13 protein-coding genes are annotated in these 14259 nt (G+C 60.4%); 4 read left to right on the plus strand and 9 right to left on the minus strand.

The features are described 5' to 3' along the window. Window positions 1-40 precede the first annotated feature (40 nt). A complete protein-coding gene (locus tag AC1DF8_RS06340; protein WP_112541760.1) occupies window positions 41-736 on the plus strand; it encodes an orotate phosphoribosyltransferase in 696 nt (231 codons plus the stop codon). Between the two features lie 62 nt (window positions 737-798). Continuing rightward, a complete protein-coding gene (locus AC1DF8_RS06345) occupies window positions 799-1725 on the plus strand; it encodes a carbohydrate kinase family protein (RefSeq protein ID WP_477995321.1) in 927 nt (308 codons plus the stop codon). A 34-nt stretch (window positions 1726-1759) separates the two neighbouring features. On the opposite strand, the gene AC1DF8_RS06350 is transcribed toward AC1DF8_RS06345, so the two are convergent. Further along, window positions 1760-2134, minus strand: coding sequence for a metalloregulator ArsR/SmtB family transcription factor (locus tag AC1DF8_RS06350; RefSeq protein WP_477995322.1), 375 nt, complete (start codon window positions 2132-2134; stop codon window positions 1760-1762). Between the two features lie 193 nt (window positions 2135-2327). Between AC1DF8_RS06350 and AC1DF8_RS06355 the strand changes: the two genes are divergently transcribed. Next, window positions 2328-3257 (plus strand): acyl-CoA desaturase, encoded by a 930-nt coding sequence (locus tag AC1DF8_RS06355; protein WP_477995324.1) that lies wholly within the window; start codon window positions 2328-2330, stop codon window positions 3255-3257. A 2-nt stretch (window positions 3258-3259) separates the two neighbouring features. On the opposite strand, the gene AC1DF8_RS06360 is transcribed toward AC1DF8_RS06355, so the two are convergent. From AC1DF8_RS06360 to AC1DF8_RS06370, 3 genes are all read right to left on the minus strand, one after another. After that, window positions 3260-4063 carry an alpha/beta fold hydrolase gene (locus AC1DF8_RS06360; RefSeq protein ID WP_113114681.1) on the minus strand — a complete coding sequence of 268 codons (804 nt, stop codon included), beginning with the start codon at window positions 4061-4063 and terminating at the stop codon, window positions 3260-3262. Window positions 4064-4181: 118 nt separating this feature from the next. After that, window positions 4182-5807, minus strand: a complete 1626-nt coding sequence (gene pgi / locus AC1DF8_RS06365) for a glucose-6-phosphate isomerase (RefSeq protein WP_113114680.1) — start codon at window positions 5805-5807, stop codon at window positions 4182-4184. A 140-nt stretch (window positions 5808-5947) separates the two neighbouring features. Further along, window positions 5948-7648, minus strand: a complete 1701-nt coding sequence (locus tag AC1DF8_RS06370) for a long-chain-fatty-acid--CoA ligase (protein ID WP_477995326.1) — start codon at window positions 7646-7648, stop codon at window positions 5948-5950. Window positions 7649-7897: 249 nt separating this feature from the next. On the opposite strand from AC1DF8_RS06370, the gene AC1DF8_RS06375 reads away from it, so the two are divergent. After that, entirely contained in the window at window positions 7898-8290 is a 393-nt protein-coding gene (locus tag AC1DF8_RS06375) for a PRC-barrel domain-containing protein (protein WP_112541753.1), read from the plus strand. Window positions 8291-8339: 49 nt separating this feature from the next. On the opposite strand, the gene AC1DF8_RS06380 is transcribed toward AC1DF8_RS06375, so the two are convergent. The 5 genes from AC1DF8_RS06380 to AC1DF8_RS06400 form a co-directional block, all read right to left on the minus strand. Further along, window positions 8340-10790 (minus strand): glycoside hydrolase family 2 protein, encoded by a 2451-nt coding sequence (locus tag AC1DF8_RS06380; RefSeq protein ID WP_477995327.1) that lies wholly within the window; start codon window positions 10788-10790, stop codon window positions 8340-8342. 16 nt (window positions 10791-10806) lie between these two features. Further along, window positions 10807-11202, minus strand: a complete 396-nt coding sequence (locus AC1DF8_RS06385) for a VOC family protein (protein WP_477995329.1) — start codon at window positions 11200-11202, stop codon at window positions 10807-10809. A gap of 149 nt (window positions 11203-11351) precedes the next feature. Then, window positions 11352-12101, minus strand: coding sequence for an ABC transporter permease (locus AC1DF8_RS06390; protein ID WP_112541750.1), 750 nt, complete (start codon window positions 12099-12101; stop codon window positions 11352-11354). Further along, on the minus strand, window positions 12098-13042 hold the full coding sequence (locus AC1DF8_RS06395; RefSeq protein WP_477995331.1) for an ABC transporter ATP-binding protein: 945 nt from the start codon (window positions 13040-13042) through the stop codon (window positions 12098-12100). The genes AC1DF8_RS06390 and AC1DF8_RS06395 overlap by 4 nt, the downstream gene beginning before the upstream one ends. Continuing rightward, complete coding sequence (locus AC1DF8_RS06400; RefSeq protein ID WP_113114675.1) at window positions 13039-14205, minus strand: ABC transporter permease; 1167 nt, start codon at window positions 14203-14205, stop codon at window positions 13039-13041. Before AC1DF8_RS06400 ends, AC1DF8_RS06395 begins: the two co-directional genes overlap by 4 nt. Between the last annotated feature and the right edge of the window lie 54 nt (window positions 14206-14259).

A 14259-nucleotide genomic window follows, 5' to 3' on the forward strand; every position in this document is an offset into this window, starting at 1 on the left:
CTGCTATTGCCGCTGGAACGTCAGCCGAAGGAGAAGCCGCATGATCCAGACCACATTTCCTGACCGCGCCGTCATGGCAGAGCTGCTGGCAAAGATGCTCTGGGAGATCAAGGCTGTTCATTTCAATGCCGAGACGCCCTACAAATATGCTTCCGGCATCATGAGCCCGGTCTATATCGACTGCCGCAAGCTTCTCTCGTTCCCACGCGTCCGCTCGACGGTGATGGACTTTGCCGCCAGCACGCTGCTGCGCGATGCCGGCTTCGAACAGTTCGATTGCATCGCCGGCGGCGAAACCGCAGGCATTCCCTTTGCCGCACTGCTTGCCGATCGTCTCGGCCTGCCGATGATCTATGTCCGCAAGAAGCCGAAGGGCCACGGTCGCAATGCGCAGATCGAAGGCGACATGAAGGAAGGCGCCCGCGTTCTCATCATCGAGGATCTGACCACTGCCGGCGGCAGTATGTTCACCTTCATCGATGCCATAAGGGCCGCCGGCGGCATCGTCGATCACGGCATGGCGCTCTTCTTCTACGGCATCTTCCAGGAGGCGCATCAGCGCTTTGCCAATGGCAAGGTCCAGTTCCATCATATCGCCACCTGGCGTGAGGTTCTGGCGATCGCCAAAGAGCAGAAGCTCTTCGACGACAAGACGCTGCAGGAAGTCGAAGCCTTCCTCGATGCGCCGCTGGCCTGGTCGGCAAGGAATGGTGGCGTGAGTGAGCTTTCGCTCTAGCCTTTTGACAAAAGCTCGCTTAATCGATTGAGAAACGCGTAAGTCCTGTTGGGAGGAATTCGATGATTTTGTGCTGCGGCGAGGCCCTGATCGACATGCTGCCGAGGGATACGACCCTTGGCGAAAAGGGCTTTGCGCCCTATGCCGGCGGCGCGATCTTCAACACGGCGATTGCGCTTGGTCGTCTGCGCATCCCGACGGCCTTCTTCACCGGCATTGCCAATGACATGATGGGCGAAATCCTGCTCGATACGCTGAAGGCGAGCAATGTCGATTACAGCCCGTGCGCCATCACCTCGCGCCCTTCGACGATCGCCTTTGTCAAGCTCGTCAACGGTCAGGCAACCTATGCCTTCTACGACGAAGGCACCGCCGGCCGCATGATCACCACGGATGATCTGCCTGTTCTCGGCGATGATTGCGAAGCGCTGCATTTCGGCGCGATCAGCCTGATCCCGAGCCCCTGCGGCGAAACCTACGAATCGCTTCTCGATCGCGAAGCCGCAAAGCGCGTCATCTCGCTCGACCCGAACATCCGCCCTGGCTTCATCAAGGACAAGCCTGCGCACATGGCCCGCATCAAGCGCATGGCCGCCAAGTCCGACATCGTGAAATTCTCCGACGAGGATCTCGAGTGGTTCGGCCTGGACGGCGACCATGACGCACTGGCTGCTCACTGGCTGAACCACGGCGCCAAGCTCGTCGTCATCACCAAGGGTGCCGAAGGCGCAACCGGCTACACTAGCGCGCGCAAGGTCACCGTACCTAGCGAGCGCGTCACCGTCGTCGATACTGTCGGCGCCGGCGACACATTCGACGCCGGCGTCCTCGCCTCGCTGAAGATGGATAACCTGCTGACCAAGGCTCAGGTCGCCAACCTCGACGAACAGGCGCTCCGCAACGCTTTGGCGCTCGGCGCCAAGGCGGCTGCCGTCACCGTCTCCCGCGCCGGCGCCAATCCGCCCTGGGCAAAAGAGATTGGACTGTAAGACTTTCAGCCAGACCCCGCCGCTGCCTTGAAACTCAAGGCAATTCCTTCGCGTCTTTCGCGCGGGCGCGCGCCTGGCTTTCCTTCTTGATCGGCCGACCGACCGGACAGACTTCCTGCACGAAGCCGTTGAGTGTGTTGACGAGATTGTTCTCGATCAGGGAGTAATGGACGAACTGACCCTGCTTCTCTCGCCGGATCAAACCCGCCGTCTCAAGGACGGAAAGATGCTGCGAAACGGCCGGCTTGGACATGCTGAAGCGGTCGGCGATCTCGCCGGCGGTCAGGCCCGATGCCGAGAGATAGGCGAGTATCTTCCGACGTGGCGCACTGGAAAGTGCGTGGAATACCCGCTGAGCGGCGCTGACGGAACCGTCTTCCGCAGCGTCATYGAACATCTCTTCTTCCAAGTCCTGTCTCCGTGCCCGAGGCATCGCTGCATCGATCCATTAAACAATTAAGCAATTAATGCATTGCTTAATTGTTTCTCTTGCCGCAAAGTAATTAGGTAATTCCTTAAATAATGAATTGGCGGGCGGTGTTCAAGTGTTGAATGCGCCCGAAGGGAGGGAGTTTGCCACGAGCAGCATTTCCACCGGACGGATGATTGATGACAAAAGCGATCCAGTGAAGGGCAGGGTGGTCTGGATGCCCGCGAAGTCGATCTGGATTACCACGATGACCTTGATTGCGATTATTGGCGGACCGCTGACTTTCACCTGGAGTGCCTTTGCCGTCTTCATCCTGTTGACCGCGGTCACGATCTGCCTCGGTCATTCGGTCGGCATGCACCGGCTGCTGATCCACCGCTCGTTCAGCACCCATATCTGGATCGAACATTTTCTCGTCTATATTGGTACGCTGGTTGGCATGGCCGGCCCCTTCGGCATGATCTATGCGCACGATATTCGCGATTGGGCTCAGCGACAGCGAGAGTGCCATGACCTTTTTGCACACAGGCGGTCGTTTTTCATCGACGCCTTCTGGCAGATGCATTGTGCAGTGGTGCTGGATCATCCGCCGCATTTCGTCATCGGGGAGCGGGAGCGGCACGATCGCTTCTATCGCTTCGTGGAGGCGACGTGGATGGCACAGCAGATCCCCCTAGTCTTCATGCTCTTCATGCTCGGCGGATTGCCGTGGCTAGTCTGGGGCATTGCCGTGCGGATAGCGGTGTCGCTGACCGGACACTGGCTGGTCGGTCATTTTGCCCACCGGGATGGCCATCAGGGCTGGAGTATCGATGATGTCGCGGTGCAGGGGTATAACCTGCCGCATTTCGGGTTGGTGACCTTCGGCGAGAGTTTCCACGGCAACCATCACGCCTTTCCGGAATCCGCGCGGCTCGGCATCGAACCGGGCCAGCTGGATCTGGGTTGGTATTTCATTCGGATGCTGGAAGGGCTCGGTTTGGCCACGGCGATCAGGCTGCCCCATCTGATTGCGCCAAGACGAGGGTTGAAGCGCCTCAATGCATCCGGAACCGCCGGCGATCGTGCTGATACGCCCTGGGCGCGCGAAATCGGCCTCTGAGCCTATTCGATCCGGTCAAGAAAGGCCCGGACCTCGCGATTGAAGAGGTCCGGTTGCTGCAGCGGCGCGAAATGGCTGACACCGGGCAGCAGCACGAATTCAGCATCCGGGATCGTCCTTGCCAGATAATCGGCATGCTCGGGCTTGATGAATTCGTCATGTTCGCCGAGCGCGATGGAGACCGGCACCTTGATTCCGGCCAGTTGTTCGGCCGTATAATTCGGCTCCGTCGCCATCATCTTTGAAACATCGCCAACGAAAGCCTCGAACTGATCAGGCGTCGCAGATAGCGCCTGATAATCCTTCCTGTGACGGCTGAAGCAGCGATCGATAACGGGCGTCATCTTGAATTCCTTGGTGCCGCTGGGGTCCATGTTGCAGGCGAAGAAAAACACACCGCAGACCCGGTCCGGCTGCTGGTCGGCGAGGACTAGCGACGTGCAGGCGCCATCGCTCCAGCCGACGAGGGCCGCTTCCTCTATGCCGGCATGATCCATGACCGCCAGCGCATCTGATGCCATCAGGTGATAGCTATAGGGACGGTCGTCACGGGTGCTGCGGCCATGACCGCGGCTATCGATCACCACGACCCGGTGGCCGGCCTCAATAAGATCGGGAACCTGATAGCCCCAGTTGCCGCTATTGCCGAGCCCGCCATGCAGCAGGATGACAGCGGGGCCTGCGCCATAAGTCGCATACCAAATACGCGCGCCCTTGTTTTCGACGAAACCCTCATCAGTCGACGGCGGCAATGGTAGCGCACCCTCGGCTTCGAATTTCACCAGCTCGTCATCCGTTGCAGTCATCAGCTCCTCCACTGTCACTCTCTCTCTATAGACGACGAGATGCCCTGCAATTCGACAGGGTCAAATAAAAAAGCCCACCCGCATGGCGGATGGGCTTCGATAACAGCGTTCGCCGGGATTACTTGGCGAGCTTTGCCAGCGCAGCGACAAGACCCTGCGTCGAGGAATCGTGGCCGGCAGCGCTTTCCTTGCCTTCGACGACGGGCAACAAGCCGGTCGCCAGTTCCTTGCCGAGCTCCACGCCCCACTGGTCGAAGGAATTGATGCGGAAGAGCACGCCTTCGACGAAGACGCGGTGCTCGTAGAGCGCGATCAGGCGACCGAGCGCATAGGGCGTCAGCTTGTCATAGACGAAGGTGATCGACGGGCGATTGCCGGTAAAGACACGATGCGGGGCGATGAAATCGGCCTTCTTGTCGTCCATGCCCTTGTCGGTCAGCTGCTTCTTGGCTTCCGCGAAGGTGCGGCCCTTCATCAGCGCTTCCGACTGGGCGAGAACGTTGGACATCAAGAGCTGGTGCTGGTGGCGCAGCTCCGGCTCGAAGCCGTTCGCGGCGATCATGAATTCGGCCGGGATGATGCTCGTGCCCTGATGGATGAGCTGGTAGAAGGCGTGCTGGCCGTTGGTGCCGGGCTCACCCCAGGCAACAGGGCCGGAATTGCCCTCGACCGGCGTGCCGTCGATGGTGACACCCTTGCCGTTCGATTCCATATCGAGCTGCTGCAGATAGGCCGGAAAGCGCGACAGGCGCTGGTCGTAAGGCAGGATGGCGCGGGTCGGGTAACCCAGGACATTGCGGTGATAGAAACCGATAAGGCCGAGCAGAATTGGCAGGTTTTCGGTAATCGGCGCCTTGCGGAAATGATTGTCGATGGCATGCGCGCCATCGAGGAACTTGCCGAAATTCTCCGGACCGACGGCGATCATCAGCGGCAGGCCGATTGCCGACCAGATCGAGTAGCGGCCGCCGACCCAGTCCCAGAAGCCGAAGACGCGTTCACTTTCGATGCCGAAGGCCGAGACCTTGTCGAGTGCCGTCGAAACGGCGGCGAAGTGGTGCTGAACAGCAGCTTCACCCAGTGCGCCGGCGATGAACTTGCGCGCCGTCTGGGCGTTGGTCATCGTCTCGACGGTGGTGAAGGTCTTGGAGGCGACGATGAAGAGCGTCGTTTCCGGCTGCACCAGCTTCAGGATATCGGCAATATGGGCGCCGTCGATATTGGAGACGAAATGGGCGCGCGGGCCGTCATGGAAGGGGGCAAGCGCCAGCGTCGCCATGACCGGGCCGAGATCCGAGCCGCCGATGCCGATATTGATGACATCGGTGATCTTCTTGCCGGTCGCGCCCTTCAGCGCGCCGGAGCGCACGCCGTCTGCGAACTTGCCCATGGCGGCGAGAACGGCATTGACGTCAGGCATGACGTCCTTGCCATCGACCAGCACGGGCGTGTTGGAGCGGTTGCGCAGCGCCGTGTGCAGAACCGCGCGGTTTTCGGTGAAGTTGATCGCCTTGCCGGAGAACATCTCCTCGCGCTTCTTTTCGACACCGCCTTCTTCGGCGAGCTTGACCAGAAGCTTGAGGATCTCGTCGTTGACGGCCGTCTTGGAAAAATCCATCAGCAGGTCGTCAAGCGATACGGAAAAGCGCGAAAAGCGCTGCGGATCGGCCGCGAATGCGGCGCGCAGATCGGTGGCCTTGGTGGCAGCCGCGGTGCTCTTCAATTGTTCGACGATGGCATTCATGGAAGGCTCCTTTGGAGGCGGAGAGGGCTGCGGAAACTATTCCCTTTCTCCTGGTCAAATCAAGTTCAGCCATCTGTCGAAATATGAAAAAAGCCACCCGCGACAAGCGGATGGCTCGCAATTTCACGGGACGGTCAAATTCAGCCGCGCAGGTCCTTGCGCAAAATCTTGCCGACGGGCGTCTTCGGCAGCTCGGTGCGGAATTCGATGAAACGCGGTCGCTTGTAGTTGGTGAGATTGGCGGCACAATGCGCCTTCACATCGGCCTCTGTCAGCCCAGGGTCCTTGCGTACGATGAAGAGCTTCACCGCCTCGCCGGAATGCACGTCCGGCACGCCGATGGCCGCCGCCTCCAGGATGCCGGGATGCATGGCCGCCACTTCCTCGATCTCGTTCGGATAGACGTTGAAGCCGGAGACGAGGATCATGTCCTTCTTGCGATCGACGATCTTGGTATAGCCGCGCCCGTCCATGAAGCCCATGTCGCCGGTCCGGAAATAGCCGTCCGGCGTCATCACCTTCGCCGTTTCCTCCGGCTTGTTCCAATAGCCGGCCATGACCTGCGGCCCGCGGACGCAGATCTCGCCGATCTCGCCGAGCGACAGCGAATTGCCGTCCTCGTCTCTGATATCGAGCTGCGTCGAAGGAATGGGAAGGCCGATCGATCCTGTGAATTCAGGGGAATCAAAACGGTTGGCCGTCGCGACAGGCGATGTCTCGGAAAGCCCGTAGCCTTCCGTAATGTGCGAGCCGGTCACCTTCAGCCAGCGCTCCGCGACCGGTCTTTGCACTGCCATACCGCCGCCGAGCGACATGACGAGCGAGGAAAAATCGAGCCTAGCGAAGTCGGCATTGTTGAGCAGCGCGTTGAACAGCGTGTTGAGACCCGGAAAAATATGGATGTTCGACTTCTGGAATTCCTTGACCAGCCCCGGAATGTCGCGTGGATTGGCGATCAGCACATTATGGGCGCCGAGCGACATGCCCATCAGCGAATTCACCGTCAGTGCGAAGATGTGATAAAGCGGCAGCGCGCAGAGGAAGTTCAGGACATCAGGCTGCCTCTTCTTGTCGAAGGCGGATTTCAGCCAGAGTTGCAGCTGCAGCTTGTTGGCCAGCAGGTTCTGATGCGTCAGCACCGCGCCCTTCGCAATGCCTGTCGTCCCACCCGTATATTGCAGGAAGGCGATGTCGCTGCCGGTGAGCGCAACGGGAGCAAGGGTCCTGTGCGCGCCTTCGGCCAGGACCTGTCTGAAACTCTTGTGTTGCGGGATGGACCAGGAAGGAACGAGCTTCTTTACCCGGCGAACGACGAAATTGACGATATGCCCCTTGGGCCCGAGCATTTCGCCGAGAGAGGTGACGACGACATGGCGCAGGTCCGTCTTGTTGATGACCTGTTCGACGGTGCGCGCGAAATTTTCCAGAACGAAGATTGCCTTGGCGCCGGAATCGTTGAGCTGGTGCTCAAGCTCGCGCGGCGTATAGAGCGGGTTGACGTTCACGACGACGAGCCCGGCGCGCAGGATGCCATAGACCGCGACGGGGTTCTGCAGCACGTTCGGCATCATCACGGCGACACGATCGCCCTTTTGCAGACCGGCATCTTGCAGCCACGCAGCCACCTTTCGGGTCTGGGCCTCGAGTTCGCGATAGGTCATCGTTTTGCCCATGCTGGAAAAAGCCTTGCGATCGGCAAAGCGGGCACAGTTTTTTTCCAGGAGGTCGGGAAGCGATGTGAATTCCAGTGGGGGAATCTCGGCCGGAACGATGTCCGGATAGGTGGCAAGCCATGGTTTTTCCGGTTTCTCACCGCTTGGGTGGACGGAAATGCTGTTCATTTTCTCTCTCCCATTCGGCCGCCGAAACCGGATTTGCGCCGGGATCGATCGGAAGATTCCTCCATCCTCCGTCAAGGCAGCTTATGCCATTGCTTGAACGGTTCAAGCAACTTGAGGCTACAATAACCTTGACGTAAACGTCAATATCGCAGCCGGTGCCTGCGAACATCATGCGGCCGGGAACTTTGAAGCAAAGGGTACGTTGTGTCGGTGTGGATGAACCACGAGGAACGACAAAGGAGGTGCACAATGCTCAATCAGGATACCGACGCCACTCGCCGCGACCCGAATGTGAAGGATACGCCGACGCTGATCGCCAGTGACCGCGTTGAAGGCACCCGCGTCTATGGCGCCGATGGCAAACATATCGGCTCCATCGAACGTCTCATCCTCGGGAAGCAGGATGGCCGCGTTGCCTACGCCGTCCTGAGTTTTGGCGGCTTCCTCGGCATCGGCCACGACCACTATCCGCTGCCCTGGGCAAAGCTGAGCTATGATACCCAGCTGGACGGCTACCGCATCGATCTCACCAAGGAGCAGATCGAAGGCGCGCCGAGCTACGCGGATGATGACGACACCTGGTACAACGATAATGGCCGCCGCGTGTATGATTATTACGGCGTGCCGCCCTACTGGATGTAACGTCGCCCGCGCAGATGAGCCGGCAGAGGCCCCGCGAGAGCGGGGCCTTTCAGTTTTTGTTCACAAGGTCATTGGCGGTCCGAAGCACCGTTCCAACGACGATTTGTTCGGCCGACAAGGACTTATCGGTCGTTAAACGGAAGACGTGGCTTTCACCAGGCAGCAGCGTCACCAGCATCGAGTCGACCACAGCCGAGGGGTCGAGCCGGTCCGCCATCAAGCAGAGATCCTTCAGGAAATTCCGCGCCGTCACCGTGACATCGTAGCCGCCGGCCGATTTTGCCAACGATATGCTGAGATCAGGTGCCGGAAGCTTAAGATCGATATCCTCGACGAAATAGTGGAAGGCGCGCTTGTCCAGCATCTGGACGAAGATGACTTCCTCATCCGCTGCTCCGGCTTTTGCGATATCCGCAGGCAGAGGAAATTCCTTCGCTTCGAACCGATCGCAGAGCAGCCGCCAGAATTCGAACTCCGCCAGGACGGTACCATCGAGCCGCATGCGCTTGCCGCTGATCTTCGAACGCCAGAACAAGGTTTGCTCGTTGACGGCCACTGCCGAAAGGCCTTCGCCGCGTGGCTGGATCGTCAGCAGGCGAGGGTGGAATGCCTGCTGCATCGCATACCAGAGCGGCTTGCGCCGGCCGGCGGAATCGAGTGCCGCCCAGGACGTCACCGGCCAGCAATCGTTGAATTGCCAGACGACCGCGCCCTTGCAGATGTCGCGATGCGAGCGCATGTGCTCGACGGCGAAGCGAATGGCGCGGGCCTGATTGAGCTGAGTGGCAAAATGCCAGTCATCCATCGTCTGCGGTACGGGCAGATGCCCCGCAAGCCCCTTGATCAGCTTGTCATTGCCCTGCGTCGCCTTTTGATGATGGAAGACGCCGCGCGATTCCGGCGTCAGCGGGTTGTCATGCACGCTCTCCTGCAGCGTCGCCCAGTTCGGCGGGGCCTGCCAGCCGAATTCCGAGCAGAAGCGCGGGATGTAATTGCGGTAGACCTCGTAACCGACGTCGTTCCACACGTCCCAGATATGCTTGCAGCCATGCCGGTCGTCATTCGGCTCGATATCCATGGAGCCCGAATAGGGGCTGCCAGGATAGTAGGGCCGGTCAGGATCGAGTTCCGCGCAGAGCTTTGGCAGGACATCGAGATAATAGCCGAGCCCCCAGCTGACGCCGTCCTCGATAATCGGTCTCCAGCCCCACTCGTCAAAACCCCAGATATTCTCGTTATTGCCGTTCCAGATGATGAGCGAAGCATGCCACATCAGCCGCACGACATTGTCTCCCACCTCGGCAATCACCTCGTTGCGCAACGGCTCTTCCTCCGGATAAGAGGCGCAGGCAAAGAGGAAATCCTGCCAGACGAGCATGCCGGCCCGGTCGCAGGACTCGTAGAATTCGTCCCGCTCGAAGATGCCGCCGCCCCAGACGCGCAGCAGATTGATATTGGCGGCCTTCGCCTCGTCGATCCGCGCCGCATAGCGCTCCGCCGTCACGCGGGACGGGAAACAATCGTCCGGAATCCAGTTGGCGCCGCAGGCAAAGATCGGCACGTCGTTGATGATGAAGGTGAAGGCAGAGCCATGTGCGTCCGGTGACGTATCGAGCCGCAGCGAGCGGAAGCCGATCTGCTTGTAATAGCTGTCGAGGATATCGCCGCTCTCGTCCTCCAGCCGGATCTCCAGCGGATAGAGTGGCTGCGCGCCGAGATGGTGCGGCCACCATAGCTGCGGCGAGGGCACGCGCACCTCGAACGAAACCTCATCCGCATCTGTGTCGATCGTGACCGTCTGCGTCACGCCCCCGATCTCGGCCGTCAGCTTGGCCAGTCCGGTCTCGCCATGTCTTGCCAGCCGCGCATGAACCTTGACCAGCCCATCGCCGCCGGCAAGCGTTGCCGAGATGCGGGTTTCGCCAAGCCGCACCCGATCCCAGCTCTCCAGCCGCACCGGCTTCCAGAGGCCAGCCGTCACAAGCGTCGGGCCCCAATCCCAGCCGAAATTGCAGGCCATCTTGCGCATCAGGTTGCCCGGCCCCGGATAGTTGTTCGGGCGGTAGCCGTAGTGCTTCTCCATTTCCGCACCATAGGCATAGGCGGAATGGAAGGTGACGCTGAGTTCGTTCGTGCCTGCCCTTAAGAGCGACGAAACATCGAAGCGATAGGTGCGGTGCATGTTGAAGGTGCGGCCGATCTCCTCGCCGTTCAGTCGGATCGTCGCGATCGTATCGATGCCGTCGAAGACCAGTTCCTGCATCGTGATGGCATCGGGCTCGGCTTCGAAATTGAGCCGGTAGACCCATTCCGTCTTGCCGATCCAGTCATTGGTGATCTCGTTGATATCGAGATAGGGATCGGGGATCAGCCGGTTGGCCAAAAGGTCGAGATGCACGCAGCCGGGCACCGTTGCCGGAATGGACGCCGGCAGACCGGTTCTTCCTGTATCGTTACAGGAAAGCGTCCAGCCGTTATGAAGGTCTCTCCTCCCAATCATGTCAGCCTCTTGTCTTTTATTGAAAACGGCCGTGGCGCTGAAGCACTTCGATCTTGTAGCCGTCGGGATCGGCGATGAAGAAGAACAGCCCGAAGAGCTTGCTATCGCGGTTGAGTTCCACGAGCTTGCCGGGATTGAGGCCGAGATCGGTCAGCCGCTTGTGCTCGACCTCCACTTCCTGAACGGAGACGGCGAGATGGCCGTAGGCATCGCCGAGATTGTAGGGCTCGATACGGCCCTTGTTGACCGTCAGTTCCAGCTCGAAACCGCTCTCGTCATTGCTCATGTAGATCAGCGTGAAAGTCTCGAAATCGACACGGTCGGCAATCCTGAGCCCGAAGACCTTGCTGTAGAATTCGACCGAGCGCGCCTCGTCCAGAACGCGGATCATGGAATGGATCATCTTGGCCAAGGCGGTCTCCCAATCGCTGATATCCAGAGCAATTCCAGCAGAAACGTGCAGCGGTTATGCGTTCGGAATTGCGTAAAAACGAGCAGATAGAGCACTTTCGTGATTCGAAGAAAACGAACGTGCCCTAGGCAGCCTTGGTAGCCGTCCTCTCAAGCCGGACGCAAGCCCATTCTGCGCGTGATCGCGCCTTCGAGCATGCCGACGACATCATAGATCAGCACCGCCATCAGGCCGACGATAAGGCCGCCCTGCAGAATGAAGGCGGTATTGTCGGAAATCAGACCGGCAATGATCACTTCGCCGAGACCCTTTGCCGCAACCGTCGAGCCGATCGTCGCCGTGCCGATATTGATGACGGTTGCGACCTTCAGCCCCTCGAGGATCAGCGGAAGGGCGAGGGGCAGCTCGACCTGGAAGAGGCGCTGCGTCCCGTTCATGCCCATTCCGTCTGCTGCATCCAGTACCTGCGGTGACACTTGCTTGAGGCCGGCAACCGTATTCTCGAAGATCGGCAGCAGGCCGTAGAGAAAGAGTGCGATCAGCGTCGGCGCAGCACCGAAGCCGGTAGCGGGAACGGCAAGCGCCAACACCGCGACAGGCGGAAAGGTCTGACCAGCATTGGCGATGGCGCGTGACAACGGCAGGAAGTCGGCCCCGCTTGGCCGGGTGACGAAAATGCCGCCGAGAACGGCAAGCACCGCGCTGCCGATAATCGAAACGAAGACCAGCTCCAGATGGCCGAGCGCCAGCGAAGCGAGGCTGTTCTGCATATAGACCGGCGGCGCATTGTTGTTGGTCAGCGGCACCAGCATGAAGGAGAGCCACTCCGTCCTGAAGATCAGGATGAGCAGGATCACCAGCGCCAGCGCGCGAAACAGATTGGCGAGGAGAAACTTCATGCCTTGCGGCCCAGTTCGATGAGCCGCTCCATCGAAATCGAACCGACAGCCGCTTTGTCGGCATTCTGCACGGCGGCCTCATCCACGCCCTGCCAGATCATCTCGGCCAGCGCATCGCGAAGGCTGAGCGACTGCGCCAGCGAATAGGGCAGGCCCGGCTTGGCTGGCTCCATACTGTCCTTCAGCGGGGTCAGCGACATCAGCTTCAGCGCCCGGTCGGATGTGCCGGTCAATTGCTGCACGAAGGGGTCTGCAGGCTCTGTCAGGATCTTCTCCGGCGTCGAGCACTGCAGCAGTTTGCCGCCGCTCATCACGGCGATCTGGTTGCCGAGATGGAAGGCCTCGTCCATGTCATGGGTGACGAGCACGACCGTCGTGCCGAACTGCTTCTGGATCGCCAGCAGATCGTCCTGCGCCTTGCCGCGAATGACGGGATCGAGCGCGCCGAAGGGCTCGTCCATCAGCAGCAGTTCCGGTTCGGCCGCGAGCGCCCGGGCAACGCCGACGCGCTGCTGCTGACCGCCAGACAGCTGATGCGGATATTTCTCCGCGAAGGCTGCCGGATCGAGATTGAAGAGGCCGAGCAATTCCCTCACGCGTTTGTTGGTCCGGGTTGCGTCCCAGCCGAGCAGTTGCGGCACGGTCGCGATATTCTGCGCCACCGTCCGGTGCGGAAAGAGGCCGTGTCCCTGGATCGCATAGCCGATCTTGCGGCGAAGCTCTGTCGCCGGCACGTCCATGATATTCTGCCCATTGACCAGAATCTCGCCTTCGGTGATCGGCACCAGCCGGTTGATCATCCGCATCAGCGTCGATTTGCCGGAGCCCGATGTGCCGACGATGACGGTAATCGATCCCTTCTCGACGCTCATCGAGACATTGTCGACGACGGTGGCCGAGCCATAGCGCTTGGTGACGTTCCGGATCTCGATCTTGCTCATGCGGCTGGCCCCTGGATGCTTTCGATGACCGCATCGAGGATGACGGCCGAGGAGAAGGCGAAGAAAACGGTCGGCACGGCGCCGAGCAGAACGAGGTCCATGGCCGTCTGGCCAAGCCCCTGGAAGATGAAGATGCCGAAGCCGCCACCGCCGATCAGGGCGGCGATCGTCACCATGCCGATTGCCTGCACCAGCACGATACGGATGCCGGTGAGGATGACGGGGAAGGCAAGCGGCAGGTCGATTCCGGTGAGGATCTGCCGGCGCGTCAGCCCCATGCCGGCCGCCGCATCGCGCACCGAGGGATCGACGCCTTCGAGGCCGACGACCGTATTGGCGACGATCGGCAGCAGCGAATAGAGCACGAGCGCGATCAGCGCCGGCGCCGTGCCGATCCCGCGAATGCCGATTTCGGCCGCGAGCGGCACATGCGTCGCGAGATAGCCGAGCGGCAGCATCAATATGCCGAATAGCGCAAGGCTTGGAATGGTCTGGATCAGACTTAGCGTCTGCAGCACGATGGCGCGCAGCTTGGGCACCCAGAAACAGAGGATGCCAAGCGGCAGTCCAAGCACGATCGCCACCGCAAGCGATCCGAAGGCCAGAACCAGATGGGAATAGGCCTCCGTCCAGAACTGCGCCGAGCGCGTGGAGAATTCCCGGAGGATCGACAGGCTATCGAGCAGGCCGGAGGAGAGGCAGAGGCCGAGAAGCGCCGTATAGGCGGCAAGCACAGCGACACGCGTCCAGGGCGTCAGCCGGATCTTCACCAGCGCGTCGGAGATGATGAGGCCGATCACCCCGAAGAGCACCCAGAAACTGCCACCTGGCGTCATGCGCGCCACCGTACTGCCGGGCGGGGTGGCAGCCGTTGCGGTGAGACCAATGGCGGCGATCAGCGCCGCAAGGCAGAGCGTGCCGAGGGCGAGCCGGATGAAAGCATTGCGCAGGAAGAGAGTTGCCAATGCTGTGGCAACCAGCAGCACCAGCAGGATGACGACGGAAGGTTGCGGAAGAAGTTGCGTCAAGAGCATCGGCTTGCCGGCGGCGATACGGTTTGCCTTCACATAGATGAAGGGCAGAAGCGCCGTTGCCAGAATGCCGCCTGCCACGAGTACCACGCCGAGCCGGTCCAGTTTGCGGACCGCTAAGGTTTCTTCCATCGATCCTACCCTGTGGGAGAAAGCCCCGCCCTGAACGGGCGGGGCGCATCAGCC

This window comes from Rhizobium sp. 05N49, from assembly GCF_056396805.1.

Coding starts and splice junctions, on each gene's coding strand:
- AC1DF8_RS06370 (WP_477995326.1), bottom strand. CDS start 7,648: ATGAACAGCATTTCCGTCCACCCAAGCGGTGAGAAACCGGAAAAACCA.
- AC1DF8_RS06340 (WP_112541760.1), top strand. CDS start 41: ATGATCCAGACCACATTTCCTGACCGCGCCGTCATGGCAGAGCTGCTG.
- AC1DF8_RS06390 (WP_112541750.1), bottom strand. CDS start 12,101: ATGAAGTTTCTCCTCGCCAATCTGTTTCGCGCGCTGGCGCTGGTGATC.
- AC1DF8_RS06345 (WP_477995321.1), top strand. CDS start 799: ATGATTTTGTGCTGCGGCGAGGCCCTGATCGACATGCTGCCGAGGGAT.
- AC1DF8_RS06375 (WP_112541753.1), top strand. CDS start 7,898: ATGCTCAATCAGGATACCGACGCCACTCGCCGCGACCCGAATGTGAAG.
- AC1DF8_RS06400 (WP_113114675.1), bottom strand. CDS start 14,205: ATGGAAGAAACCTTAGCGGTCCGCAAACTGGACCGGCTCGGCGTGGTA.
- AC1DF8_RS06380 (WP_477995327.1), bottom strand. CDS start 10,790: ATGATTGGGAGGAGAGACCTTCATAACGGCTGGACGCTTTCCTGTAAC.
- pgi (WP_113114680.1), bottom strand. CDS start 5,807: ATGAATGCCATCGTCGAACAATTGAAGAGCACCGCGGCTGCCACCAAG.
- AC1DF8_RS06360 (WP_113114681.1), bottom strand. CDS start 4,063: ATGACTGCAACGGATGACGAGCTGGTGAAATTCGAAGCCGAGGGTGCG.
- AC1DF8_RS06395 (WP_477995331.1), bottom strand. CDS start 13,042: ATGAGCAAGATCGAGATCCGGAACGTCACCAAGCGCTATGGCTCGGCC.
- AC1DF8_RS06355 (WP_477995324.1), top strand. CDS start 2,328: ATGATTGATGACAAAAGCGATCCAGTGAAGGGCAGGGTGGTCTGGATG.